Here is a 24,164-nt window from a genome sequence, read left to right on the forward strand (position 1 = left end):
CGTCACTCCACCCGGTCGACGACCAGCGGGAGCCGGTCGATCGGCGAGCCGACCGGACCGATCTCGACCTCGCCGGCCAGGGCCTCGATCGCGGCCGGGAAGCGCGCCGGGTCGTCGGCATGCAGCGTGAGCAGCGGCTGGCCCTCGGTCACCGCGTCGCCCGGCTTGGCATGCAGCCGGACGCCGGCCCCGGCCGACACCCGGTCCTCCTTGCGCGCGCGACCGGCGCCGAGCCGCCACGCGGCCACCCCGACGGCGTACGCATCCAGCCGCTGGAGCACCCCGGACCGGTCGGCGGCGACGACGTGCGTCTCCTTCGCCGTGGGCAGCGGCGCGTCCGGATCGCCACCCTGGGCGGCGATCATCCGGCGCCAGCTGTCCATCGCCCGGCCGCTGGCCAGGACCTCGGCCGGGTCGACGTCGTCGACGCCGCCGAGGTCGAGCATCTCGCGGGCCAGCGTGATCGTGAGCTCGACCACGTCGGAGGGGCCGCCGCCGGCGAGGACCTCGACGGCCTCCTCGACCTCGAGCGCATTGCCCGCGGTGAGACCGAGCGGCACGTCCATCGCGGTGAGCAGGGCGCGGGTACGCACGCCCGCGTCGTTGCCGAGGTCGACCATGGTCCGGGCCAGTTCGCGGGCGTTCTCCACGTCCTTCATGAACGCGCCGCTGCCGACCTTGACGTCGAGCACGAGCCCGCCCGCGCCCTCGGCGATCTTCTTGCTCATGATGCTCGACGCGATCAGCGGGATCGCCTCGACCGTGCCCGTGACGTCGCGCAGCGAGTACAGCTTCTTGTCCGCCGGCGCCAGGCCGTCCCCCGCCGCGCAGATGACCGCGCCGACGTCGGCGAGGATCTTCATCATCTCCTCGTTGCTCAGCAGGGCGCGCCAGCCGGGGATGGACTCCAGCTTGTCGAGGGTCCCGCCGGTGTGCCCGAGCCCGCGACCGCTCAGCTGCGGCACCGCCACGCCGCAGGCGGCGACCAACGGGGCCAGCGGGAGCGTGATCTTGTCGCCGACGCCGCCGGTGCTGTGCTTGTCCACGGTGGGCAGCGGGAGGACGGAGAAGTCCATCCGCTCCCCGGACCGGATCATCGCGCCGGTCCAGCGGGCGATCTCGCCGCGGCCCATCCCGTTGAGCAGGATCGCCATCGCCAGCGCCGACATCTGCTCGTCCGCGACGGCGCCGCGGGTGTAGGCGTCGACGACCCAGTCGATCTCGTCGTCGGTCAGGGCCCGGCCGTCCCGCTTGGCCTTGATGACGTCCACGGCGGCGAAGCGCTCGATCATGCCATCGGCCCCTTGTCCTCGGCCCGCTCGTCCAGGTCCTCAGGCCCGAACGCGGCGGGCAGCACCTCGGTCATCGGCCGCACGCCGTCGACCGTCATCAGCAGCATCCGGGGACCACCGTTCTCCCACAGCAGCTGTCGGCAGCGCCCGCACGGCATGAGCGGCGCCCCGTGCTGGTCGACGCAGACCGCGGCGACGAGTCGGCCACCGCCGCTGGCGTGCAGCGCGGAGACCATCCCGCACTCCGCGCACAGCGCGACGCCGTACGCCGCGTTCTCGACGTTGCAGCCGACCACGACGCGGCCGTCGTCGACGAGCCCGGCCACGCCCACCTTGAAGCGCGAGTACGGCGCGTAGGCGTGGTGCATCACGTCGACGGCGGCCGCGGTCAGCGCGTCCCAGTCGACCCCGTCGTGCGTCCCGGGCTCGTACACCTAGTGGTCCTCGCCCTTGAGGTACGGCTTGCCGTCGGCAGCCGGCATCCGCAGCCGCTGGGTCGCCAGCGCCAGCACCAGCAGCGTGGCGACGTACGGCGTGACGAACGCGACCTGCGGCGGCACGTCCTCGGTGGTCGCGTACCAGGCGAACACGCCACCCGCGACGACCAGGGACACCAGGCCGCCGATCATCTTGCGCTTGTAGATCAGCCAGACCGCGTACAGCAGTAGCAGGATCGACGTGAGCAGGAGCAGCGCATGGACCGCGCCACCGCCGCGCAGCTGGAGTGCGTCGGTGTAGCCGAACAGGCCCGCGCCGGCGGCCAGGCCACCGGGGCGCCAGTTGCCGAAGATCATGGCGGCCAGGCCGATGTAGCCACGACCACCGGTCTGACCCTCGCGGTAGATCGTGGCCGCGACGATCGCCAGGTAGGCACCGCCCAGTCCGGCCAGCGCACCGGACATGACGACGGCGATGTACTTGTACTTCATCACGTTGACGCCGAGCGTGGCTGCGGCGTACGGCGCCTCGCCACAGGACCGCAACCTCAGCCCGAAGGCCGTGCGCCACAGGACGAAGAACGTCACGAACAGCATGGCGATCGCGATCAGCGTGATGTAGGAGACGTTGGTCGTCAGTCCGGCGATCAGCCCGGCGAGGTCGGAGACGAAGAACCAGCCCTGGTCGGCGATCGACTGCATCCACGAGGAGAGGCCGGGGATGGTGACGGTTCCCATCGGCGGGATCGGAGGCGACTGGGTCTGCCCGCCGCCGGGGGTGCCGTCGAACCAGGTCGCCGCCAGGAACTGGGTCAGTCCCAGCGCCAGGATGTTGATGGCCACGCCGGACACGATCTGGTCGACGGCGAACGTCACCGTCGCCAGCGCGTGCAGCAGCCCGCCGAGAGCGCCGAAGGCGATCGCGGCCACCAGTCCGGCCCAGGGTCCCCACTGCCAGCCGGCCCAGCCGGCCCCGAAGGTGCCCAGGATGAGCATGCCCTCCAGGCCGATGTTGACCACGCCGGAGCGCTCCGACCACAGGCCGCCCAGACCGGCCATGCCGATCGGCACCGCGAGACCGAGCGCGGCCGCGAAGGTGCCGGCGGCGGTGAGGTTGGTGGCGCCGGTGATCACGCGCACCAGCGACAGCAGCAGCAGCAGCGTCGTGAACAGGTAGAGGATGCGCCAGCCGTTGAGCCGGCGTGAGGACTGGGTACGCAGGCTGGTGTCGGCCATGGCCTCCGACGGGGCGGTGGTCTCCGAGCTCATGACGCCACCTCCTTCGACCCGTCGTTGGCTGGGGCCGCGTTGGCCTCCGCCTCCAGTCGCCGACCGACCTCCTGCGCCACCAGCCGGATCCGGTAGCGCCGGACCAGCTCGTACGCGATGACCACGGACAGGACGATGACGCCCTGCATGATGAGCACGGCCTGCTTGGGCACGCCCTCGAACTCCAGGCTGTTCGACGAGTTGTCCAGGAACGACCACAGCAGGGCGCCGAACGCGATGCCGACCGGGTTGTTGCGGCCCAGCAGCGCGATGGCGATGCCGGTGAAGCCCAGCCCGGTCGGGAAGTCCAGCGAGTACGAGTACGAAGCGCCGAGCAGCTGCGGGATGCCGACGAGTCCGGCGACCGCACCGGACAGCAGCATCGCCATCATGATCATCTTCTTGACGCTGACGCCGCTGGCGACCGCGGCCGGCTCGGACATCCCGGTCGCGCGCAGGTCGTAGCCGAACCGGGTGCGGTTGAGGAAGAACCAGTAGAGGACGCCGACGATCGCGGCGCCGATGATCATGCCGAACACCGGGTTCGGGGAGCCCGAGATGATGGGCAGCCCGGGGATCTGGCCCGACGGGGGGATCGGCTGGGTGCCGATGTTGTTGGAGCCCTGCACCGAGACCGCGAGCCGGTCGGGGGACAGCAGGTACGCCACGATGCCCGTGGCGATGAAGTTCAGCATGATGGTCGAGATGACCTCGCTGACGCCGCGGGTCACCTTGAGCAGGCCGGCGATCCCGGCCCAGAAGGCGCCGACGAGCATCGCGACGACGATGATCAGCCCGACGTGCAGCGGTGCCGGCAGGGCGACGGCCCCACCGACGGCGGCGGCGATCATCGCCGCGAGTCGGTACTGCCCGTCCACCCCGATGTTGAACAGGTTCATCTTGAACCCGATGGCCACCGCGACGGCGCTGATGTAGTAGGTCGTCGCGTTGTTGAGGATGTTGACCTGGATCCGCGGCTTGCCCAGCTGCTCCACCATCGTGGTGAAGGCGGTGATGGGGTTGTTGCCGGCGAACAGCAGGACGGCCGAGGTGACGACCATCGCGAACAGGATGGCGAGGACCGGGGCGGCAACCCCGAGGCCGATCCGCCGCCAGTCGAAGCGCCCGCTCATGCCGCCTCACCTCCCGCACCGGTCATGGCGGAACCCAGCTCCTCCGGCGTGACGGTGGCGGGGTCGGCGTCGGCGACGAGCCGCCCGCGCAGCATCACCTTGATGGTGTCGGAAAGGCCGATCAGCTCGTCGAGGTCGGCGGAGATGAGGAGGACCGCCAACCCCTTCGCGCGGGCGTCCCTGAGCAGGTCCCAGATGCTGGCCTGCGCGCCGACGTCGACACCCCGGGTGGGGTGGGCCGCGATCAGCACCGTGGGCTCACCGCTCATCTCCCGCCCGACGATGAGCTTCTGCTGGTTGCCGCCGGACAGGGCCGAGGCCAGCACGTCGATGGAGGGCGTGCGCACGTCGTACTCGGACACGATCCGCTCGGTGTCGGTCTTGGCGCCCTTGCGGTCGATTAGGGCCCCCTTGGCGTTGGGCGGCAGCGTCTGGTGGCCCAACATCCGGTTCTCCCACAGCGGGGCCTCCATCAGCAGGCCGTGCCGGTTGCGGTCCTCCGGGATGTAGGCGACGCCCGTCTCGCGCCGCTTGCGCGTCGACCAGTGGGTGATGTCGGTGCCCGCGAGGATCACGTGCCCCGTCTTGGGGGTCCGCATCCCCATGATCGTCTCGACCAGCTCGGCCTGACCGTTGCCCTCCACTCCGGCGATGCCCAGGACCTCGCCCCGGTGGATGTCGAAGGAGACGTCGTCGAGCAACGGCCTGCCGTCCTCGGTGAAGAGGCTGACCCCGTCCAGCTGGAGCTCGACCACGTCGGTCACGGTGGACTCGCGGGTCTCGGCGGTGGGGAGCTCGCTGCCGACCATGAGTTCGGCCAGCTGCTTGGAGGTGACCTCCTGCGGGTCCACCGTGGCCACCGTGGTGCCGCGCCGGATGACGGTGATGTCGTCGGCGACCTTGAGCACCTCGTCCAGCTTGTGCGAGATGAAGATGATGGCCAGGCCCTCGCCCTTGAGCTCCCGCAGCGCGTCGAAGAGCTCGTCGACCTCCTGGGGGACCAGCACCGCGGTGGGCTCGTCCAGGATCAGGGTCCGGGCACCGCGGTAGAGCACCTTGAGGATCTCGACCCGCTGCCGGTCCCCGACGCCGAGGTCCTCGACGAGGGCGTCGGGGTCGACGTCGAGGCCGTACTTGTCGGAGATCTCCCGGATCTTGGCCCGGGCGGCGGCGAAGTCGAGCCGGCCCCCCTTGGTCGGTTCGTCGCCGAGGACGACGTTCTCCAGCACGGTGAAGTTGTCGGCGAGCTGGAAGTGCTGGTGCACCATGCCGACGCCACGGTCGATGGCGTCGGACGGGCTGCCCAGCACGACCACGGTGCCGTCGAGGGCGATGGTGCCCTCGTCCGGCTTGTGCATGCCGTACAGCGTCTTCATCAGCGTGGACTTGCCCGCGCCGTTCTCACCCACGATGGCGTGCACGGTGCCGCGGCGCACGGTGAGGTTGACGTCGCTGTTGGCGATCACGCCGGGGAAGGTCTTGGTGATGTTGCGCAGCTCGACCGCGGGCGCACTGCCCGCTCCCGTCGCGCTGCCGGCCTGGTCGGTGCTGATGGCCGCTCACTCCTCCCGACGCGGGGGACGCCGGGACGCGCCCGGGCGCCCCGGACTGGGGCACGGGGACCCGCCCGTTGAATGCCGCGGGCCCGGCTCGCACGCTACACGCGCGAGCCGGGCCCGGGAGGCTAGTCGGGAGTGACGCGCGGTCATCCCGACGGATGGGTCGTTACATGCTGTCCGGCACCGTGATGTCGCCGGCCTTGATCTGGTCGGCCAACTCGTTGGCCTTGGCGGTGTAGGGGTCGACCGCCGGGTTGGACGTGGAGTAGCCCACACCGTCGGCGGCGAGGTCGAAGACCTGAACACCGGTCAGCGTGCTGCCCTCGACGAACGAGGTGATGAAGTCGAACACCGCGACGTCGACGCGCTTGAGCATCGAGGTCAGGATGACGTCCTTCACGTCGTCGGTGGCCGTGAGGTACTGGTCGGAGTCGACGCCGATGGCCCAGCCCTTGGCGGCCTTGGCGGCCTGGAACACGCCACCGCCGGAGCCACCCGCCGCGTGGTAGACCACGTCGGCGCCGTTCTGGAACATGCCCTCGGCCGCGACCTTGCCCTTGGCCGGGTCGCCGAAGCCGCTGAAGTCCGGCGGCTCGGTGAGGTACTTCACCTGGATCTTGATGTCCGGGTTGATGGCCTTCGCCCCGGCCTCGTAGCCGGCCTGGAACTTCTGGATCAGCGGGACGTTGACGCCGCCGACGAAGCCGATGTTGCCGGACTCGGACGCCTCCGCGGCGATCGCGCCGACGAGGTAGGAGCCCTCGTTCTCGGCGAACGTCAGGTTGGCCAGGTTCGGCAGCTCGGAGCTGGCGTCGTCGATGATGGCGAAGTTGACGTCCGGGAACTGCTGGGCCACGGAGTCCATGGCGACGGCGTAGGCGAACCCGACCGCGATGATCGGGTTGTAGCCGGCCTCGGCCAGGGTGGTGAGGCGCTCCTCCTTCTGGGCGTCGGTCTCGCCGCCGGTGGCCTCGAGCTCCTTGGTCTCGATGCCGTACGTCTCGACGGCCTTGTCCAGGCCCGCCGCGGCCGAGTCGTTGAACGACTGGTCGCCGCGACCGCCGATGTCGTACGCCAGGCCGACCTTGGCCTCGACGAGGGACTCCGAGGTGTCGGGCGACGCCTCGTCGGAGGCGGATGCCGACGCGGTGTCGGACGCGGGTGCGCTGCTGCTCGAGCCGCTGTCGCTGCTGCCGCCGCAGGCGGCCAGCGCGAGGGCTCCGGCGGCGAGGACCGCCGCCAGCTTCATACCCTTGATCAAGGGTGTCTCCTTCTCCCGACGCGCCACCGGGGTCCGGGCGCGACTGCTCGCGAGCCTAGTGCCCGGGCCGGGTCGAACCGGAAGCGGCGAAGGTCCCCGATCCGATCCGCAACGAATCCGTGACCCAGCCCACGACCCCTCCCTTCCTCCTCCTGGGCACACGATCCGCTTAGCGGATCGTGTGCCCAGGTGGGGCGGCGTGTCGGCCCCCGAACGGGCAACACGATCCGGGCGGGGTGACCGGAGTGACGGGTGGGGTTGGCGCCGAACGGGCGCCCGGGACGTCACGTCGGTCGCGGCGGCTCGTCGACGCCCGGGACCACGCCGCGGTGCCGTGGGTGAGCACGACAGCCCCGTACGTCACAGCGGTCCCACGACCCGGTTGGTGTTGTCCAGTTCTCGCCCGACACGCCGCGAAACCTGGGCACACGATCCGCATAGCGGATCGTGTGCCCGAGAAAGCGTGTGGCTGAGAAAGTGCGGCGGGGGGCGGGGTCGGCCCGGCGGGGGCGGGATCGGGGCGGGGGCGGGGCAGGGGGACGGCGGTCAGAAGACGTCGGGCGGGGTGTACTGGCCCCAGACGGCGCGCAGGGCGTCGGAGACCTCGCCGACCGTGGCGTGGGCCCGCAGCGCCTCCTTCATCGGGGGCAGCACATTGGTGTCCCCGGTCGCTGCCTCCCGGACCGCCGCCAGCCACCGGTCCACCTCGGCCGAGTCCCGCTCGGCCCGCAGCCGTGCCAGCCGCTCGCACTGCTCGGCCTCGATCGCCGGGTCCACCCGCAGCGGCTCGTACTTCTCCTCCTCGTCGATGGTGAAGCGGTTGACCCCGACGACGGTGCGCTCCCCGGCGTCGATCTCCTGCGCGATCCGGTACGCCGACCGCTCGATCTCGCCCTTCTGGAACCCCCGCTCGATGGCGGCGACGGCACCGCCCATCTCCTCCACCTGGTTCATCAGGTCGAGGATCCCGGCCTCGAGCTCGTCGGTGAGCGACTCCACGACGTAGGACCCCGCGAACGGGTCGACGGTCTTGCAGACGTCGCTCTCGTACGCGATCACCTGCTGGGTGCGCAGCGCCAGCCGGGCCGCCTTCTGCGTGGGCAGCGCGATGGCCTCGTCGAAGGAGTTGGTGTGCAGCGACTGCGTCCCGCCGAGCACCGCGGCCAGCGCCTGCACAGCGACCCGGACCAGGTTGACCTCGGGCTGCTGGGCGGTGAGCTGGACCCCCGCGGTCTGGGTGTGGAACCGCAGCATCTGCGACTTCGGGTTCTGCGCGCCGAACTGCTCGCGCATGATCCGGGCCCAGATCCGCCGCGCCGCGCGGAACTTCGCGATCTCCTCCAGCAGCGTCGTGCGGGAGACGAAGAAGAACGCAAGCCGGGGGGCGAACTCGTCCACGTCCTGGCCGGACTCAATGGCGGCGCGGACGTAGGCGATGCCGTCGGACAGGGTGAACGCGATCTCCTGCGCGGGCGTCGCCCCCGCCTCGGCCATGTGGTAGCCGCTGATGGAGATGGTGTTCCACCGCGGCACCTGCTCGCGGCAGTAGCGGAAGATGTCCGTGGTCAGCCGCAGCGACTGCGCCGGCGGGTAGATGTAGGTCCCGCGGGCGATGTACTCCTTCAGCACGTCGTTCTGGATGGTGCCGTTCAGCTTCTCGCCCGGGATGCCCTGCTCCTCGGCCACCAGCTGGTAGAGCAGCAGCAGGACGGCCGCCGGCGAGTTGATGGTCATCGAGGTCGACACCCGGTCCAGCGGGATCTCGCGGAACAGCACCCGCATGTCCTCGATGGAGTCGATGGCCACCCCGACCTTGCCGACCTCGCCGTGCGCGAGCGGGTTGTCGGAGTCGTACCCCATCTGGGTGGGCAGGTCGAAGGCGACCGAGAGCCCGGTCTGCCCCGCGCCGAGGAGCTGCCGGTAGCGCTCGTTGGACTCCGCGGCGGTGCCGAACCCGGCGTATTGCCGCATGGTCCAGGGCCGCCCGGTGTACATCGTCGGGTAGACGCCGCGGGTGAACGGGTACGCCCCCGGCTCACCGAGCTCGACCCCGGGGTCCCAGTCGTCCAGGGCCGCCGGCCCGTACACCGCCTCGAACGGCAGACCCGACTCCGTGCTGCCCATGACGCGTCCTCTCGTCCGTGCCAGCCGCCGGGCACGAGGCTAGTGCGTGGCGCCGCGGCGCACCTCCGTAGGGTCGACGCACACGTACGGACCCGCAGCCGAGCCGAGGAGGCGACCGCATGCCGCTGCAGCCCAGGACGACACCGACGCCGGACCCGACCCCGAGGTCGATGCGGATGACCCTGAGCCGGCGCCGCCTGCTCGTCGGCGGCGGCGCCCTGGCCGGAGCGGGCCTGCTGGCCGCGTGCGGCGCATCCGACAGCGCGGGGGACCCATCCGCGTCGGCGACGACGTCGGGCACCCCGTCCCCCAGCATCACGTCCTCCGACCGCAGTGACACCGACCCCGCGGTGGCCTTCTCGAACTGGCCCTTCTACATCGACACCGCCGAGGACGGCGGCACCAGCACCCTGCAGGACTTCGAGGCGGAGACCGGGATCGCGGTCGAGTACATCGAGGACATCAACGACAACGAGGAGTTCTGGGCGAAGGTCAGCCCGCAGCTGGAGATGGGCCAGCCGATCGACCGCGACATCATCGTGGTGACCGACGACTACGCCCGTCGGTTCATCCGGGCCGGGTGGGCGGAGCCGATCGACCCCGCCAACGTCCCGAACAAGGCGAACCTGATCGCGTCGCTGCAGAACCGGGAGTGGGACCCCGACCGCACCTGGACGCTGCCCTGGCAGAACGGCATCGTCGGCTTCGGGGTCAACAACGACGCTGCCGGGGGCAAGGTCACCAGCTTCGAGCAGCTCCTCGGCGACGACTTCACTGGGAAGGTGTCCATCTCCTCGGAGATGTCCGACACCATGATCTTCTTCCTGCTGCTGCAGGGGTCAGACCCGCAGGACTTCACCGACGACGAGTTCCAGCAGGCCCTCGCGGCGTTCCAGGCCGCGTTCGACCGGGGTCAGTTCCGCAAGGTGACGGGGAACGACTATGCCGGGGACCTCGTCGACGGCAACGTGGCGGCCGCGATCGGCTACTCCGGCGACGTCTTCCAGCTCAACCTGGAGAACCCCGCCGTCGAGTTCGTCGTCCCGCAGGAGGGCGGCGGCTACTTCTCCGACGTGATGGTCATCCCGGCCGGCGCCGAGCACCACCGCAACGCCGAGCGGCTGATGGACTACTACTACGACCCACTCGTGGCGGCGAAGCTGGCGGCCTGGGTGCAGTACCTCACCCCGGTCCAGGGGGCGCAGGAGGCGATGGCCGAGGTCGACCCCGAGCAGGTCGAGAACCCGGCCATCTTCCCCAGCGAGGCGGAGCTGGCGTCCGCGCACCCGTTCATGGCCCTGAACCCCGACACCGAGCTGGACTACATCCGGGCCTACCAGCGGGTGATCCTCAGCTGAGCGGGCTCGAGCATCCCGGGCACGTCCGCGGGACCCCCGCGTGTGATCTGCGTCGCACCGGAGTCGGCGGCGCCCGGTCGCTCCGTACCCGGACGCGCGCGGGGAGCAGCCGCCGATAGCATCGGCCCCGGACTCGGCGCGACCCGCACCGGTCCGACCGGTGCTGCGCCGCCGGCGCAAGACGTGGCGCGCACCGGCCCGAGCCGCGACACCACGGAGGTCCACGTGGCGAGTGCTCCTGCCGGGACGCTCTACCGCGGACGCGAAGGCATGTGGTCGTGGGTCGCCCACCGGATCACCGGCGTGGCGGTCTTCTTCTTCCTCCTCGTCCACGTCCTCGACACCGCGCTGGTCCGCGTCTCCCCGGACGCCTACGACCGGGTGATCGCCACCTACAAGACCCCCCTGGTCAATCTCATGGAAGTCGGCCTGGTCGGCGCCGTGCTGTTCCACGCGCTCAACGGGCTGCGGGTGATCCTGGTCGACTTCTGGTCGAAGGGGACCCGCTACCAGCGCCAGATGCTGTGGGCGATCGTCGCCCTCTGGGTCGTCCTGATGGTGCCCGGGACCTACTTCATGCTCATCCACACCGTCCAGGCGATGTTCGGGAGCACCTCATGACCGTGGTCGACCGGGGCGGCGCCCCGGACCTCGGCGCTCCGCGGTCCGGCGGCCGCAACGCGCAGCGCTCGAACTACGAGCTGTACTCGTGGCTGTTCATGCGGGTCTCCGGCGTGGTGCTGGTCTTCCTCGTGCTGGGCCACCTGCTGATCATGAACGTGCTCGACGGCGGCGTGCAGCGCATCAACTTCGCCTTCGTCGCCGGTCGCTGGTCGTCGCCGTTCTGGCAGGTCTGGGACCTGCTGATGCTGTGGCTGGCCATGCTGCACGGCACCAACGGCCTGCGCACCGTCATCAACGACTACGCCGAGCGGGACGGCACCCGCTTCTGGCTGAAGATGCTGCTGTACGTGGCAGCCTCGTTCACGATCGTTCTCGGGACCCTCGTCATCTTCACCTTCGACCCGAACATCGGCTGAGGAGCCCGACCGATGCAGATCCACAAGTACGACGTCGTCATCGTCGGCGCCGGCGGCGCGGGCATGCGCGCGGCGCTGGAGTCCGGCCAGCGGGCCCGTACCGCGGTCCTCACCAAGCTCTACCCGACCCGGTCCCACACCGGCGCGGCCCAGGGCGGCATGTGCGCGGCCCTGGCCAACGTCGAGGAGGACAACTGGGAGTGGCACACCTTCGACACGATCAAGGGCGGTGACTACCTGGTCGACCAGGACGCCGCCGAGATCATGTGCAAGGAGGCAATCGACGCGGTCCTCGACCTGGAGAAGATGGGGCTGCCGTTCAACCGGACGCCCGAGGGCCGCATCGACCAGCGCCGCTTCGGCGGCCACACCCGCAACCACGGCGAGGCGGCCGTGCGCCGGGCGTGCTACGCGGCCGACCGCACCGGCCACATGATCCTGCAGACGCTGTACCAGAACTGCATCAAGTACGGCATCGAGTTCTACAACGAGTTCTACGTCCTCGACCTGCTGCTGAACGAGGGGCGCACCGCCGGCGTCGTCGCGTACGAGCTGGCGACCGGCGAGATCCACGTGTTCCAGGCCAAGTCGGTCATCTTCGCCACCGGCGGCTTCGGCAAGGTCTTCAAGACCACGTCCAACGCGCACACGCTCACCGGCGACGGGATGGCCATCGTCTACCGCCGTGGCCTTCCGCTGGAGGACATGGAGTTCTACCAGTTCCACCCGACCGGCCTGGCCGGACTGGGCGTGCTCCTCACCGAGGGCGCCCGCGGCGAGGGCGGCATCCTGCGCAACGAGTCCGGCGAGCGGTTCATGGAGCGCTACGCCCCCACCATCAAGGACCTCGCGCCGCGCGACATGGTGGCGCGCGCGATGGTCCAGGAGGTGCGCGAGGGCCGCGGCGCCGGCCCCCACAAGGACTACGTCTACCTCGACCTGACCCACCTGCCGAAGGAGCAGATCGAGGCGAAGCTGCCGGACATCACCGAGTTCGCCCGCACCTACCTCGGCGTCGACCCGGTCACCGAGTTGGTCCCGGTGTTCCCCACCGCGCATTACGCGATGGGCGGCATCCCGACCAACATCGAGACCGAGGTGCTGGGCAACAACACCGACGTCGTCCCCGGCCTGTACGCCGCCGGCGAGTGCGCCTGCGTCTCGGTGCACGGGGCCAACCGGCTGGGCACGAACTCGCTGCTCGACATCAACGTGTTCGGGCGCCGGGCCGGCATCGCGGGTTCGGAGTACGCCGCCACCGCCGACTTCGTCGACCTGCCGGAGGACCCCGCCGGCGCCACCATCGCCCTGGTCGAGGGGCTGCGCTCCTCCACCGGGGGGGAGCGCGTGGGCGCCCTGCGGCGGGAGCTGCAGGAAACGATGGACATGAACGCGCAGGTCTACCGCACCGAGGCCACGCTGAAGCAGGCGCTGGCCGACGTGCAGGAGCTCAAGCGCCGCTTCCGCAACGTCGCGATCCAGGACAAGGGCCGCCGCTACAACACCGACCTGCTCGAGGCCGTCGAGCTCGGGTTCCTGCTCGACCTCGCCGAGGTCCTCGTCGTGGGGGCGTTGGAGCGCAAGGAGTCCCGTGGCGGGCACGCGCGCGAGGACTACCAGGCCCGCGACGACGTCAACTTCATGCGCCACACAATGGCCTACCGCAAGGTCGACCCCCAGGGCGACACCGTGGTGCAGCTGGACTACAAGCCGGTGACCGTGACCCGCTACCAGCCGATGGAGCGCAAGTACTGATGGAGACCATCGACGTCACGTACCGGATCCGCCGGTTCAACCCGGAGACGGACGCGGAGCCGCACTGGGAGGACTTCGTCGTCCCCTCGTATCCGACGGACCGCATCCTCGACGGGCTGAACAAGATCAAGTGGGAGCAGGACGGCACCCTGACCTACCGCCGCTCGTGCGCCCACGGCATCTGCGGATCCGACGCGATGCGCATCAACGGCCGCAACCGGCTGGCCTGCAAGACCCTGGTCAAGGACCTCGACACGTCCAAGCCGATCCTGGTGGAGGCGATCAAGGGCCTGCCTCTGGAGAAGGACCTCATCGTCGACATGGAGCCGTTCTTCGACGCGTTCCGCGCGGTGAAGCCGTTCCTCATCACCGACGGCCACGAGCCGACCCGCGAGCGGCTGCAGTCCGCGGAGGACCGCGCCCGCTTCGACGACACCACCAAGTGCATCCTGTGCGCCGCGTGCACGACGTCCTGCCCGGTGTTCTGGACCGACGGGCAGTACTTCGGCCCGGCCGCGATCGTCAACGCGCACCGGTTCATCTTCGACAGCCGTGACGCCGGCTCCGAGCAACGGCTGGAGATCCTCAACGACTCCGAGGGCGTGTGGCGCTGCCGGACCACGTTCAACTGCACCGACGCCTGCCCGCGCGGCATCGAGGTCACCAAGGCGATCCAGGACGTCAAGCGGGCGCTGATCTTCCGCCGGTTCTGATCCTTCGGTACGGCTGACCTGGCCGGCGGGGCGGCATCTGGACGTCGCCCGCCCCGCACCCGGTGGCAGCCGGTCGCAGGGCGTGACCGCCCGGGTGTGGCGCGTCACGAGCACACCGGCGGCCGGGTTACCCTCGTCCCATCATGCGACTCCCCCGCACCGCGGCAGCGACCCTCGCCCTCGTCCTCGCCGCGGGCCTCCCGGTCGCGCTGGTCACGCCCGCCGCGGCGGGTTCCGCTGCGGCTCCGACGTCGGCGCGGTCCGCGGACCCGGTGGGCGGGCCGCTGCTCGGCACCGACCAGCGGGTGGTCCGGCCGGGCCCAGACGCGCAGAAGATGCCCAAGGTCTACGCGACGACCTGGGTGCTGGCCAACGCGGACACCGGCGAGGTGCTCGCGGCGAAGGGTGCCCACGTGCAGCGGCCTCCCGCCAGCACGCTGAAGACCCTGACGGCCCTGACCCTGCTCCCCCGCCTGGACCCCGAGCAGGTCTACACCGCGACCTACCAGGACGCCTCCGTCGAGGGCAGTCACGTCGGCATCGTTCCCGACGCGACGTACACGGTGCACGACCTGTGGAACGGGCTGTTCCTGCAGAGCGGGAACGACGCCGCCTCGGCCCTGGCCAACGCCAACGGCGGCTGGAAGAAGTCGCTGCGGCAGATGAACGAGCAGGCCCGGCTGCTGCAGGCCTACGACACCTACGCGGTCAACCCGTCGGGTCTGGACGAGCCGGACCAGGTGTCGTCGGCGTACGACCTGGCGCTGATCTCGCGGGCCGGACTGCAGCGCGAGGACTTCGCCGCCTACGCCAGCACGATCGAGGCGGACTTCCCGGGCCGGATGCCGAAGAAGCCGGGCAAGAAGCGCCCCACGTACAAGATCTACACGCAGAACCGGCTGCTGCTGCACGGCTTCGACGGCGCCATCGGGGTCAAGACCGGCTACACGACCAATGCCGGACGCACCTACGTGGGTGCCGCCACCCGCGACGGGCGCACGCTCATCGTCACGCTCATGCAGATCACCGAGCCGACCGAGGACGCGGCCGCGAAGCTGCTGGACTGGGGGTTCGCCAACGCCGACAAGGTGACTCCCGTCGGTGTGCTGGTCGACCCGGTCGACCCCGACGCACCGCCGTCGGACCCGAGCCAGGGCACGGTGGCACCTGCGGCGGGCGGGGGCGACGTGGCCGTCGCAGCCGGTCCCGGGAGCGTGGGCACGTCGGTGACCGGCGGTGTCCCCGGGTGGCTGTGGGCGCTCGTCCTGGGCCTGGCCGTGCTGGCGGCGGTCGCCGCCCTGCGGGTGCGCGCGACTGCCCGGTCCCGCGACCGCGACCAGGAGCGGCGTCAGGCCGGGACGTTCCCGCCGATCGGGTAGTCCCGTCGGCGCCGCCAGATCCCGTCGGCGCCGTGCTCGTAGAGCGCGAACCGCTGCACGGTGAAGCGCACGTCGTAGCCGGCCAGCGCCGCGTACGCCTCGTCCAGCACCGGCTCGCTCACGTGGTGGGCCACGGTCACGTGCGGGTGGTAGGGGAAGCGCACGTCCACCCCGAGCGGCCCGGTGCGGGCCGCTCGCTCCAGCGCCTCGCAGCCGGAGATGCCGTCGACGACAGCCACGAACACGACCGGGGACACCGGCCGGAAGGTGCCCGTGCCACGCAGGTGGAGGTCGAACGGCTCGGCCTGCGCGGCGACCTCCGCCAGGTGCTGCTCGACCTGGTCCAGGACCGTCTCGTCGACCTCCGTCGGGGGCACCAGCGTCACGTGCGCGGGGACGGCGTGCGCCAGCGGGTCCCCGAAGCGCTCCCGCCAGGCCTCCAGTTCGGCGGCGTAAGGCTCGACGACGGGGACCGCGACCCCGAGGGTCCGCCGCCCCAGCGCCGGAGGGGTTCCGCCCTCGATCACGCGTAGGGACCCGGCACGAATCCGACCCGCTCGTACGCCGACCGCAGGGTGGGCGCAGCGACGCCCTGGGCCCGCAGCGCCCCGGCCTCCATCAGCCGCTCCAGCTCGGCCGGGTCGTCGACCAGCTCGAGGACGCGCTTGCGGAAGGGCTCCACGAAACCCAGTACGGCGTCGGCGGTGTCCCGCTTGAGGTCGCCGTAGCCGCGGCCCTCGTAGTCGGTCTCCAGCTCGGCGACCGGGCGACCGGTGAACGCCGACTGCATCGACAGAAGGTTGGACACCCCCGGCTTGCCCTCGGGGTCGTAGCGCACCTCGCGACCGGAGTCGGTCACCGCGCTGCGGATCTTCTTCGCCGTGACGCTGGGCTCGTCCATCAGGAAGACACAGCCGGCGGGGATGGACTTGCTCATCTTCGCGGTGGGGTCCTGCAGGTCCAGGATCTTGGCGGTGTCCTTCACGATGAGCGGCTCGGGCACCGTGAACGTGTCGCCGTAGCGGGAGTTGAACCGCTGGGCGAGGTCGCGGGTGAGCTCCAGGTGCTGCCGCTGGTCCTCGCCGACCGGCACGGCCGCGGCCTGGTAGATGAGGATGTCCGCGGCCTGCAGGATCGGGTAGGTGAACAGGCCGACCGTGGCCCGCTCGCTGCCCTCGCGCTGGGACTTGTCCTTGAACTGCGTCATCCGGCCGGCCTCGCCGAACCCGGTCAGGCACTGCAGCACCCAGCCCAGCTGGGCGTGCTCGGGCACGTGGCTCTGCACGAAGACGGTGGAGCGCTCCGGGTCCAGGCCGCAGGCCAGCAGCTGCGCGTAGGACAGCAGCGTGCGCCGCCGCAGCTGGGCCGGATCCTGCGCGACGGTGATCGCGTGCAGGTCCACGACGCAGTAGTAGGCGTCGTAGCTGTCCTGCAGGTCGACCCAGTGCCGCAGCGCGCCGAGGTAGTTGCCGACGTGGAACGAGTCGTGGGTCGGCTGGATCCCGGACAGGACGCGGGGCAGGGCCGTCGGGCCGGACGGGTCGGACATGCGGGTCATTCTGGCAGGCGGCCGGCGGCGCCGGCCCCGGCGCCTTCGCCGCCCTCGGCGGCCTCTCCGCCCCCTCCGGACTCGTCGCCGGACTCCGGCGGTGGCACGGGGGCGATGACGCGGATCCGCTCCGCCCGTCGCCCGTCGAGCTGCAGCACCACCAGCTGGTGCCCGTCGACCTCCGCGCTGTCACCGACCTGCGGCAGCCGGCCGAGCTCCGCGACCAGGAAGCCGGCGACGGTCTCGTACGGCCCCTCCGGCAGCGTCAGCCCGGTCTCCTCGGCGAACTCGTCGAGGTTGAGCAGGCCGTCGACGTCCGCCTCCCCTGCGAGGGAGAACCGGACGTCGGCCTCCTCCTCGTCGTACTCGTCCCGGATGTCGCCGACGAGCTCCTCGACCAGGTCCTCCAGGGTCGCGATGCCGGCGGTGCCGCCGTACTCGTCGACCACGATGGCGAGGTGCTGGCCGGTGCGGCGCATCTCGGTCAGCGCCGGGATGACCCGCTTGCTGCCCGGGAACATCGCGACGTCGCGGGCCAGCTCGCCGACGCGGATCCCCCGGGTGGCGACATCGGGGTCGAGGATGTCGCGCACGTGCACGAACCCCACCACGTCGTCGGCGGAGTCACGGATGACCGGGTAGCGCGAGTGCGGCTGGTCCGCGACGATCCGCACCGCCTTGAACACCGGCAGGGTCGCGTCGAGGAACTCCACCTCGGTGCGGGGCACCATCACCTCGCGCAGCATCCGGTCGCCGGCCTCGAACACGTCGTCGATGAGCTCCCGCTCCTCGGGAGTGAGCTCCTCGTGCGCCGCCACGATGCCGCGCAGCTCCTCGCCGGAGATGGTCTCCTTCGCCGCCGACGGGTCACCGCCGAGCAGCCGAACCAGCAGGTTGGTGGACGCCGACAGCAGCCAGATGAACGGCCGGGACAGGCGGGCCAGCCAGTCCACCGGCGCGGCCACGGCGAGCGCGACGCTCTCCGAGCGCTGCAGCGCCAGCCGCTTCGGCACCAGCTCGCCGAGCACCAGGGAGACGTACGCGATGGCCACGGTGACCCCGACGAACGCCAGCGTGCCCGCCCAGGCCTCCGACAGGCCCAGCGACTCCAGCGCGGGGGCCAGCGACGGCGCGATCTGGCTGGCCCCGAAGCCCGCGGACACGAAGCCGGCGAGGGTCACGCCGACCTGCACCGCAGCGAGGAACCGGTTGGGGTCGCGGACCAGTCGGGCCAGCCGGTGACCGCGGCGCCCCGCCTCCGACAGCCGCTGGACCTGCGACTCCCGCAGCGACACCAGCGCGATCTCGGCCGCGGCGAAGAAGCCGCCCACGAGCACGAAGAACAGGACGACCAGGACGTTGACGAGGGTCTCGTTCACCGCGCACCCGGTCGATCGGGTCGGGGCGCGCGGGCGCGCGGGTCAGCGGGATGGTCGGGGTCGGCCATGACACGCCAGCATAGGGACGGCGTGGCTCCCCCGCCGCCGCGGCGGCGGCCGGGGAGGTGCCCGTCACACCGTGACGGTGATGCGGACGTACGGGCTCCGCAGGAACCGGGGGGATTCCTCCCGGCGGATGCCGGCGGCGTAGGCGCGCTGCCCGACCAGGCCGAGGATCGCCGTCATCGCGTACCGCCGGGTGGACGACGTGACCGTGCAGATGGGCAGCTTCTTCAGCAGCCGGGCGCCGGCGACGGTCCGCTCGACGCGGTACAGGCAGACCTCGGTCCCCGTGGGGGTCCCGACGGGGGCGCGGCCGCGGATCGCGATGGGCTGGTCGACGCGCGCGGCGCGGGGTCGGGCGTACAGGGTGAACCCGCGGGTCGCACCGGCCGTCGGCGCCAGGGCCGGAGCAGCGGCGGGCGCGGCCGGGGCGACGGCGACGGGTGCCACGGCGGGCGTGGCGGCGTTGGGCAGCGCGGTCGCGGGACCGATCGGGCCGAGCAGGCCGAGCGCGAGCGCCCCGACGGCTGCCGCGGTCAGGGCGGTGCGGGACGGCGACTGCATGGGGGCTCCTCGGATCTGCGCGGGCGGGGTCCGGTGCGTCCATCCTCACGCGCGGGCCGCCCCCTTCGGCGGCACGACACGACCGCCCCCGTCTTCCGCTCCGTCCTCCGCGCACGCCTGCGCTCCGTCCTCCGCGCTCTCCTCGGTCCTTCCTCCGCGACCGAATGAGTCCAGGCGTTGTTTGCGGCCCGAATTCGGGCTGCTCAGCAACGCCTGGACTCATTCCGTCGGAGGAAGGGGGCGGCGGGCGGCGGCGGACCTAGCCTGACGGGATGGGTGCGGAGCGCACGGGTGACGCGGTGCGGGTCGAGGACGTCGGGCCGGTGCGCGTGGTCACGCTGGACCGGCCGGAGCGGCGCAACGCGGTCGACCGGGCCACGGCGCAGGCCCTGGCCGACGCGTTCCGGGCCTTCGACGCCGACGACTCCGTCTCCGTCGCGGTGCTGACCGGGGCCGGCGGGACCTTCTGCGCCGGCGCAGACCTGGCCGCTGTGGCCGCGGGCGACCCGAACCGGGTCGAGGAGGACGGCGACGGCCCCATGGGTCCGACCCGGCTCGCGCTGGGCAAGCCCGCCATCGCGGCGATCGAGGGGTACGCCGTCGCCGGGGGCCTGGAGCTGGCGCTGTGGTGCGACCTGCGGGTGGCCGCGCAGAACGCGGTCCTGGGCGTGTTCTGCCGACGCCTCGGCGTCCCGCTCATCGACCTGGGCACCGTACGACTGCCCCGGCTGATCGGTCACGGCCGCGCGATGGACCTGATCCTCACCGGCCGCGCGGTCGACGCCGACGAGGCGCTGGCGATGGGACTGGTGTCCCGGGTGGTGCCGTCGGGGACCGCGCTGGATCGGGCGCTGGCGCTCGCGCAGGAGCTCGCGGCGCTGCCCCAGCAGTGCCTGCGGTCGGACCGGATGTCCGCGATCGAGCAGTGGGACCTCGACCTCGAGGCCGCGACCGCGAACGAGCTGCGCCGGGGCCGGCAGGTGCTGGCCGGCGGCGGGACCGCGGAGGGGGCCCGGCGGTTCGCCGCGGGTGCCGGCCGGCACGGCTCCCGCCTCCCCTGACCGCGACCCGCCCCACCTCGGCGCTCGACCCACCCACCTCGACCGAATGAGTCCGGGCGTTGCTTTCGGCCCGGAATCGGCCGCCCAAACGACGCCCAGACTCATTCGGCCGCGGAATGGGGGGGGTGCGGGGGCGGGGCGAGGCGGGACGCGTTCGGGGGTGGGTCAGGCGGGGCGCAGGTGGAGGAGGAGGGCGTGGCCCGGGAACAGCGGCGGCATCGCCAGGCCGGCCGCCGCCAGCACCGACCCCGGCAGCGTCACCCCGTCGGCCAGCCACGGCGCGGCCCGGGTCTGCAGCAGCCACGGGGCACCGGCCGGCATCGGCGTCGTGACCCGGTAGCGGCGGTCGGGGTCCAGCCCCGGCAGCCGCACGACCGCCGGCAGGGACGGGTCCGAGGTCTGCAGCTGCACGTACGCGAACAGCGCCTCGGACCGGTCGGCCGCGACGACGCCGTGCACGTACGCCGCGGGGTCGGGGTGGTCGGCGCGCACGACGGTCCCGGCGTGCAGCAGGTCCCGGTGTTCCTTGTAGAGCCGAATGAACCCGCGCAGCAGCTGCCGCTCGAGGTCGCTCGCCGTGGTGATGTCCCACTCGATGCCGGCGTGCGCGAACAGCGCCGTCGCCGCGCGGAACCCCAGGTCGAGCACCCGCCCCGTGGTGTGAGACAGCGGCGGGCCGATGTGCGACCCCACCAGCTCGGGCGGCAGCACCTGCCCGGTCCAGCGCTGGATCAGCTGGCGCTCCAGGGCGTCGTTGGTATCACTGGCCCAGACCCGGTCGGTGCGCTCCAGGATGCCCAGGTCGATGCGCGCCCCGCCGGACGCGCAGCTCTCGATCTCCAGGTCGGGGTGCCGCTCGCGCAGCTCGTCCAGCAGCCGGTAGACGGCGAGGGTCTGCGTGTGCACCGCCGGCCGGCCGTCGTGCGCCGCGTCGACCAGGACCCGGTTGTGGTCCCATTTCAGGTACGCGATGGCGTACGTGTCGAGCAGTGAGTCCAGTGCGTCCCGAATGTGTTCGTACGCAGCAGGACTGCTGAGGTCAAGCACCTGCTGGTGCCGCCACTCCGGCGGCAGCCGGTCCCCGACGTGCAGCACCCAGTCCGGGTGGGCGCGGGCCAGGTCGGAGTCGACGTTGACCATCTCCGGCTCGACCCACAGCCCGAACTCCATCCCGAGCCCGCGGACGTGGTCGACCAGCGGGTGCAGGCCGTCCGGCCAGCGGACCGGGTCGACGACCCAGTCCCCCAGCGCGCGGTGGTCGTCGGTCCGCCCGGTGAACCACCCGTCGTCGAGCACGAACCGCTCGACCCCGACCTCCGCGGCCACGTCCGCCAGCGCCTTCAGCCGGTCCAGGTCGTGGTCGAAGTAGACGGCCTCCCAGGTGTTCAGCGTCACCGGCCGGGGCCGTCGCCGGGTCGGGTGGGTCGGCCGCGCGCGCAGCCAGGCGTGGTACGCCGACGCGGCGCCGTCGAGGCCGTCGGCGGAGTAGGCGCAGACGACCCACGGCGTGGCGTACGACTCCCCGGGTCCGAGGACCACCTCGCCGGGCGCCAGCAGTTCGCCGCTGCGGACGGTGACCCGGCCGTCGGGCCGGCGCTCCACCGCCGTGCGGTGGTCGCCGCTCCAGGCCGGTGACACCGACCACGCCTCGCCGCTGCGGAACCCGGTGCCGGCGGTCAGTGCGACCACCGCCACCGCGAAGTCGTGGCCGGGTCGGCCCTGGCGGCTGTCCCGCACCCAGGTGCCGACGGGCAGCGGCATCCGCTGCGGCTGGCGCTCCTTCGACCACCGCCCGGCCAGGTCGAGCACCTCGACCACCCGGTCCGGCAGCGGCAGCGACACGTCGAGGTGGTGGACCTCGTAGTCGTCGTCACCCGCGTTGGTGAGCACGTGCCGGAGCCGCAGGACACCCGACGGCTCCAGCACCAGCTCGCTGACCAGCGCCAGTCCGGCAGAGACGTCACGGGCGGTGACCGTGACCCCGGTCCGGCCGCCGGATGCATCGGCGACGGGACTGATCGATACCGGCTCGAACCGCGCAGAGAAGTCCCGTCGGTCCCGCGACCCGGACAGCCCCGGCCGGCTCAGCCACCCCAGCGACCCCTCCGGCAGCAGGCCCACCCGGACCGGCTCGTCGAACGCGCTCGGTGGGACCGCGGGGGTCAGCGCGAGGACCGCCGCGGCGGCGTCGTCGTCGGACAGGTCGCCGAGGTCGGGACCCCAGTGCATGACGGACGGCAGCCCGGGACCCGACGCGTCCAGCATCAGCGACGTCCCCGCGGCCCGCAGCTGGAGCACAGCGTGCACGTCGGCCACGGCTAGCCCTTGGTCGCGCCGAGGGTGAGTCCCGCGACGAACTGGCGCTGCAGGATGAAGAAGATCAGCATCGTCGGGATGGCGGCGAGCATCGACCCGGCGGCCAGCAGGTTGTAGTCGGTGAAGAACTGCCCCTTGAGGTTGTTCAGCGCCGCGGTGATGGGCCGCTTGTCGCCGGTGCTCATGAGCACCAGGGCCCAGAGGAAGTCGTTGTAGATCCAGGTGGTGAGCAGCACCGCCAGTGCGGCCAGCGGGGTGCGGCACAGCGGCAGGATCACGCGCCAGTACTGCTGCCACACCGACGCGCCGTCGATCGTGGCCGCCTCCGAGATGTCCTTGGGCAGCGCCTTCATGAAGTTGCTCAGCACGAACGTCGCGAAGCCCATCTGGAACGCGATGTGGATCATCACCACGCCCCAGTAGGAGTCGTACCAGATCCCCTTGGTGTTGAGGAACTCCGGCAGCGGCAGGACCAGGTACAGCCGGTACAGCGGCACCAGGATGATCTGCGGCGGAAGCAGGTTGCCCGCGGTGAAGATGAGCAGCAGCGTGACGTTGAGCTTGAAGGAGTAGCGCGACACGACGAACGCGACCATCGACGCGAGGAACAGCGTCATGATGACCGCGGGGATCGTGATGATCGCCGAGTTCAGCAGGTACTTGCTGAAGTCGCTCTGCGAGTACGCGTTGAAGTAGTTGTCCAGCGTGAGGCTGCGCGCGATCGAGAAGTACCCGTTGACCGCTGTGTCCTGGTAGCTGCGCAGGCTGGCGTAGAACGTCCACAGCACCGGCACCAGCCAGAGCAGCGCCATCAGGGTGAGGAACGTGTACGCGATGATCGGGCGGCGGCCGATGTCCTTGCGTGCCACCGGGATTCCGTCGACGGTGCCGTCCTTCGCGACGCCGCCGCGACCGCGGCTGCGGATGGACGCGAGCGTGCTCATTCCTGGGCGTCCTTCCGGAAGGCGCTGGTCAGGTAGACCAGGATCGGCGGGAGCGCGAGGAGCAGCAGGATGACGCCGAGGGCCGAGCCGTAGCCCACCCGGCTGGCCTCCCCGAGGATGTTGTCGTAGACCAGGACCGACAGCAGCTCAAGCCCGTTACGGCCGCGGTTGATGATGAACACCAGGTCGAACGACCGCAGCGCCTCGATGATCGTGATGACGATGACCACGATGTTGACCGGGCGCATCGACGGGAAGATCACCTTGCGGAACGTCTGCCACTCGCTGGCACCGTCGAGGGCGGCGGCCTCGCGCAGAGTGGGGTCCACGCCCTTCAGACCGGCCAGGTAGATCATCATGATGTAGCCGACATGTCGCCAGGATGCCGCGACCAGCACGGCCCAGATATTGATGCTGGGGTTGCCGAGCCAGTCGATGAAGTTGTCCGGTTCGGTCCGCCCGAGCAGGTTGTTGATCAGGCCCTGCTCCGGTGCGTAGATCAGCTGCCACATCAGGCCGACGACGGCCAGCGACAGCACCACCGGCAGGAAGAAGGCCGACTGGTAGAAGCGGCTGAACCGCAGGTGCTTGTCCAGCAGGTACGCCAGCAGCATGCCCAGCGGCGTGGCGATGAAGAGGAACACCACCAGGAACAGCACGTTGTTGCGCACGGCGTTCCAGAACGGCGGGTAGATCGTGGCGATCTGCGTGTAGTTCTGGAAGCCGACGAACTTGATCGTCGACAGGCCGCCGACACCGTTCCAGCTGGTGAAGGACAGCAGGATCGACAGCACGGTCGGCACCCACACGAGGAACACGTGGATGACGGTCGGGATGCCGACCAGCGCGATCAGGACGAGCCGGTCGGTGCCCCGGAAGGAGTAGGCGCGCTTACGGCTGGGCGGGATGATCTCCTCGTCCGCCGGGAGCGGGGCCTTCGGCGTGGTGGTCGCCATGCGCCAGATCCT

General features: G+C 71.2%; 21 protein-coding genes. 7 read left to right on the forward strand and 14 right to left on the reverse strand.

What is annotated here, in order from left to right; genetic code table 11:
* Positions 1–2 precede the first annotated feature (2 nt).
* The 7 genes from R2737_13260 to R2737_13290 all read right to left on the reverse strand — a co-directional run bounded on the left by R2737_13260 (position 3) and on the right by R2737_13290 (position 9,075).
* Entirely contained in the window at positions 3–1,292 is a 1,290-nt protein-coding gene (locus R2737_13260) for a thymidine phosphorylase (GenBank protein ID MEZ5117228.1), read from the reverse strand.
* Positions 1,289–1,726 (reverse strand): cytidine deaminase, encoded by a 438-nt coding sequence (locus R2737_13265; protein MEZ5117229.1) that lies wholly within the window; start codon positions 1,724–1,726, stop codon positions 1,289–1,291. The genes R2737_13260 and R2737_13265 overlap by 4 nt, the downstream gene beginning before the upstream one ends.
* Positions 1,727–2,998: an ABC transporter permease gene (locus R2737_13270; protein ID MEZ5117230.1), complete on the reverse strand. Its 1,272-nt coding sequence runs from the start codon at positions 2,996–2,998 to the stop codon at positions 1,727–1,729.
* On the reverse strand, positions 2,995–4,131 hold the full coding sequence (locus R2737_13275) for an ABC transporter permease (protein ID MEZ5117231.1): 1,137 nt from the start codon (positions 4,129–4,131) through the stop codon (positions 2,995–2,997). Before R2737_13275 ends, R2737_13270 begins: the two co-directional genes overlap by 4 nt.
* Positions 4,128–5,597, reverse strand: a complete 1,470-nt coding sequence (locus R2737_13280) for an ABC transporter ATP-binding protein (GenBank protein ID MEZ5117232.1) — start codon at positions 5,595–5,597, stop codon at positions 4,128–4,130. The genes R2737_13275 and R2737_13280 overlap by 4 nt, the downstream gene beginning before the upstream one ends.
* A 259-nt stretch (positions 5,598–5,856) precedes the next feature.
* Complete coding sequence (locus R2737_13285) at positions 5,857–6,951, reverse strand: BMP family ABC transporter substrate-binding protein (protein MEZ5117233.1); 1,095 nt, start codon at positions 6,949–6,951, stop codon at positions 5,857–5,859.
* 546 nt (positions 6,952–7,497) lie between these two features.
* Complete coding sequence (locus R2737_13290) at positions 7,498–9,075, reverse strand: methylmalonyl-CoA mutase family protein (GenBank protein MEZ5117234.1); 1,578 nt, start codon at positions 9,073–9,075, stop codon at positions 7,498–7,500.
* Between the two features lie 119 nt (positions 9,076–9,194).
* Here R2737_13290 and R2737_13295 point away from each other — a divergent pair, with 119 nt between their 5' ends.
* The 6 genes from R2737_13295 to R2737_13320 all read left to right on the forward strand — a co-directional run bounded on the left by R2737_13295 (position 9,195) and on the right by R2737_13320 (position 15,320).
* The gene (locus tag R2737_13295) at positions 9,195–10,433 is read left to right on the forward strand and encodes a spermidine/putrescine ABC transporter substrate-binding protein (protein MEZ5117235.1); all 1,239 of its coding nucleotides are present in this window, start codon (positions 9,195–9,197) and stop codon (positions 10,431–10,433) included.
* Positions 10,434–10,658: 225 nt separating this feature from the next.
* A complete protein-coding gene (sdhC, locus tag R2737_13300; protein MEZ5117236.1) occupies positions 10,659–11,054 on the forward strand; it encodes a succinate dehydrogenase, cytochrome b556 subunit in 396 nt (131 codons plus the stop codon).
* The gene (gene sdhD / locus R2737_13305; GenBank protein ID MEZ5117237.1) at positions 11,051–11,473 is read left to right on the forward strand and encodes a succinate dehydrogenase, hydrophobic membrane anchor protein; all 423 of its coding nucleotides are present in this window, start codon (positions 11,051–11,053) and stop codon (positions 11,471–11,473) included. The genes sdhC and sdhD overlap by 4 nt, the downstream gene beginning before the upstream one ends.
* 12 nt (positions 11,474–11,485) lie before the next feature.
* Positions 11,486–13,228 (forward strand): succinate dehydrogenase flavoprotein subunit, encoded by a 1,743-nt coding sequence (gene sdhA, locus R2737_13310; GenBank protein ID MEZ5117238.1) that lies wholly within the window; start codon positions 11,486–11,488, stop codon positions 13,226–13,228.
* The gene (locus R2737_13315; GenBank protein MEZ5117239.1) at positions 13,228–13,941 is read left to right on the forward strand and encodes a succinate dehydrogenase iron-sulfur subunit; all 714 of its coding nucleotides are present in this window, start codon (positions 13,228–13,230) and stop codon (positions 13,939–13,941) included. Before sdhA ends, R2737_13315 begins: the two co-directional genes overlap by 1 nt.
* Positions 13,942–14,084: 143 nt before the next feature.
* Positions 14,085–15,320 carry a hypothetical protein gene (locus tag R2737_13320; GenBank protein ID MEZ5117240.1) on the forward strand — a complete coding sequence of 412 codons (1,236 nt, stop codon included), beginning with the start codon at positions 14,085–14,087 and terminating at the stop codon, positions 15,318–15,320.
* Here R2737_13320 and R2737_13325 read toward each other — a convergent pair.
* From R2737_13325 to R2737_13340, 4 genes are all read right to left on the reverse strand, one after another.
* Positions 15,290–15,847 (reverse strand): 2'-5' RNA ligase family protein, encoded by a 558-nt coding sequence (locus tag R2737_13325; protein ID MEZ5117241.1) that lies wholly within the window; start codon positions 15,845–15,847, stop codon positions 15,290–15,292. The two genes, R2737_13320 and R2737_13325, sit on opposite strands and share 31 nt — an antisense overlap.
* Positions 15,844–16,869, reverse strand: coding sequence for a tryptophan--tRNA ligase (gene trpS / locus R2737_13330; protein MEZ5117242.1), 1,026 nt, complete (start codon positions 16,867–16,869; stop codon positions 15,844–15,846). Before trpS ends, R2737_13325 begins: the two co-directional genes overlap by 4 nt.
* Positions 16,870–16,874: 5 nt before the next feature.
* Positions 16,875–18,248 (reverse strand): hemolysin family protein, encoded by a 1,374-nt coding sequence (locus tag R2737_13335; protein MEZ5117243.1) that lies wholly within the window; start codon positions 18,246–18,248, stop codon positions 16,875–16,877.
* A 132-nt stretch (positions 18,249–18,380) separates the two neighbouring features.
* Positions 18,381–18,875 carry a hypothetical protein gene (locus tag R2737_13340; protein ID MEZ5117244.1) on the reverse strand — a complete coding sequence of 165 codons (495 nt, stop codon included), beginning with the start codon at positions 18,873–18,875 and terminating at the stop codon, positions 18,381–18,383.
* A gap of 272 nt (positions 18,876–19,147) precedes the next feature.
* Here R2737_13340 and R2737_13345 point away from each other — a divergent pair, with 272 nt between their 5' ends.
* Positions 19,148–19,936, forward strand: a complete 789-nt coding sequence (locus tag R2737_13345) for a crotonase/enoyl-CoA hydratase family protein (GenBank protein ID MEZ5117245.1) — start codon at positions 19,148–19,150, stop codon at positions 19,934–19,936.
* Positions 19,937–20,101: 165 nt separating this feature from the next.
* Here the strand turns inward: R2737_13345 and R2737_13350 are convergent, their stop codons facing one another.
* From R2737_13350 to R2737_13360, 3 genes are read right to left on the reverse strand one after another with little or no spacing between them, the layout of a single operon-like run.
* The gene (locus R2737_13350) at positions 20,102–22,252 is read right to left on the reverse strand and encodes an alpha-galactosidase (protein MEZ5117246.1); all 2,151 of its coding nucleotides are present in this window, start codon (positions 22,250–22,252) and stop codon (positions 20,102–20,104) included.
* A 2-nt stretch (positions 22,253–22,254) separates the two neighbouring features.
* The gene (locus tag R2737_13355) at positions 22,255–23,196 is read right to left on the reverse strand and encodes a carbohydrate ABC transporter permease (GenBank protein ID MEZ5117247.1); all 942 of its coding nucleotides are present in this window, start codon (positions 23,194–23,196) and stop codon (positions 22,255–22,257) included.
* Complete coding sequence (locus R2737_13360) at positions 23,193–24,152, reverse strand: sugar ABC transporter permease (protein ID MEZ5117248.1); 960 nt, start codon at positions 24,150–24,152, stop codon at positions 23,193–23,195. Before R2737_13360 ends, R2737_13355 begins: the two co-directional genes overlap by 4 nt.
* Between the last annotated feature and the right edge of the window lie 12 nt (positions 24,153–24,164).

This window comes from Candidatus Nanopelagicales bacterium, assembly GCA_041393815.1.
Lineage (GTDB): Bacteria > Actinomycetota > Actinomycetes > S36-B12 > JAWKJK01 > JAWKJK01.

Bases quoted from the DNA above. Each gene is read 5' to 3' on its own strand.
- R2737_13270 (MEZ5117230.1), bottom strand. From the start codon at position 2,998: ATGAGCTCGGAGACCACCGCCCCGTCGGAGGCCATGGCCGACACCAGC.
- R2737_13275 (MEZ5117231.1), bottom strand. From the start codon at position 4,131: ATGAGCGGGCGCTTCGACTGGCGGCGGATCGGCCTCGGGGTTGCCGCC.
- sdhA (MEZ5117238.1), top strand. From the start codon at position 11,486: ATGCAGATCCACAAGTACGACGTCGTCATCGTCGGCGCCGGCGGCGCG.
- R2737_13345 (MEZ5117245.1), top strand. From the start codon at position 19,148: ATGGGTGCGGAGCGCACGGGTGACGCGGTGCGGGTCGAGGACGTCGGG.
- R2737_13340 (MEZ5117244.1), bottom strand. From the start codon at position 18,875: ATGCAGTCGCCGTCCCGCACCGCCCTGACCGCGGCAGCCGTCGGGGCG.
- R2737_13290 (MEZ5117234.1), bottom strand. From the start codon at position 9,075: ATGGGCAGCACGGAGTCGGGTCTGCCGTTCGAGGCGGTGTACGGGCCG.
- R2737_13315 (MEZ5117239.1), top strand. From the start codon at position 13,228: ATGGAGACCATCGACGTCACGTACCGGATCCGCCGGTTCAACCCGGAG.
- R2737_13320 (MEZ5117240.1), top strand. From the start codon at position 14,085: ATGCGACTCCCCCGCACCGCGGCAGCGACCCTCGCCCTCGTCCTCGCC.
- R2737_13260 (MEZ5117228.1), bottom strand. From the start codon at position 1,292: ATGATCGAGCGCTTCGCCGCCGTGGACGTCATCAAGGCCAAGCGGGAC.
- trpS (MEZ5117242.1), bottom strand. From the start codon at position 16,869: ATGTCCGACCCGTCCGGCCCGACGGCCCTGCCCCGCGTCCTGTCCGGG.
- R2737_13360 (MEZ5117248.1), bottom strand. From the start codon at position 24,152: ATGGCGACCACCACGCCGAAGGCCCCGCTCCCGGCGGACGAGGAGATC.
- R2737_13295 (MEZ5117235.1), top strand. From the start codon at position 9,195: ATGCCGCTGCAGCCCAGGACGACACCGACGCCGGACCCGACCCCGAGG.
- R2737_13355 (MEZ5117247.1), bottom strand. From the start codon at position 23,196: ATGAGCACGCTCGCGTCCATCCGCAGCCGCGGTCGCGGCGGCGTCGCG.
- sdhD (MEZ5117237.1), top strand. From the start codon at position 11,051: ATGACCGTGGTCGACCGGGGCGGCGCCCCGGACCTCGGCGCTCCGCGG.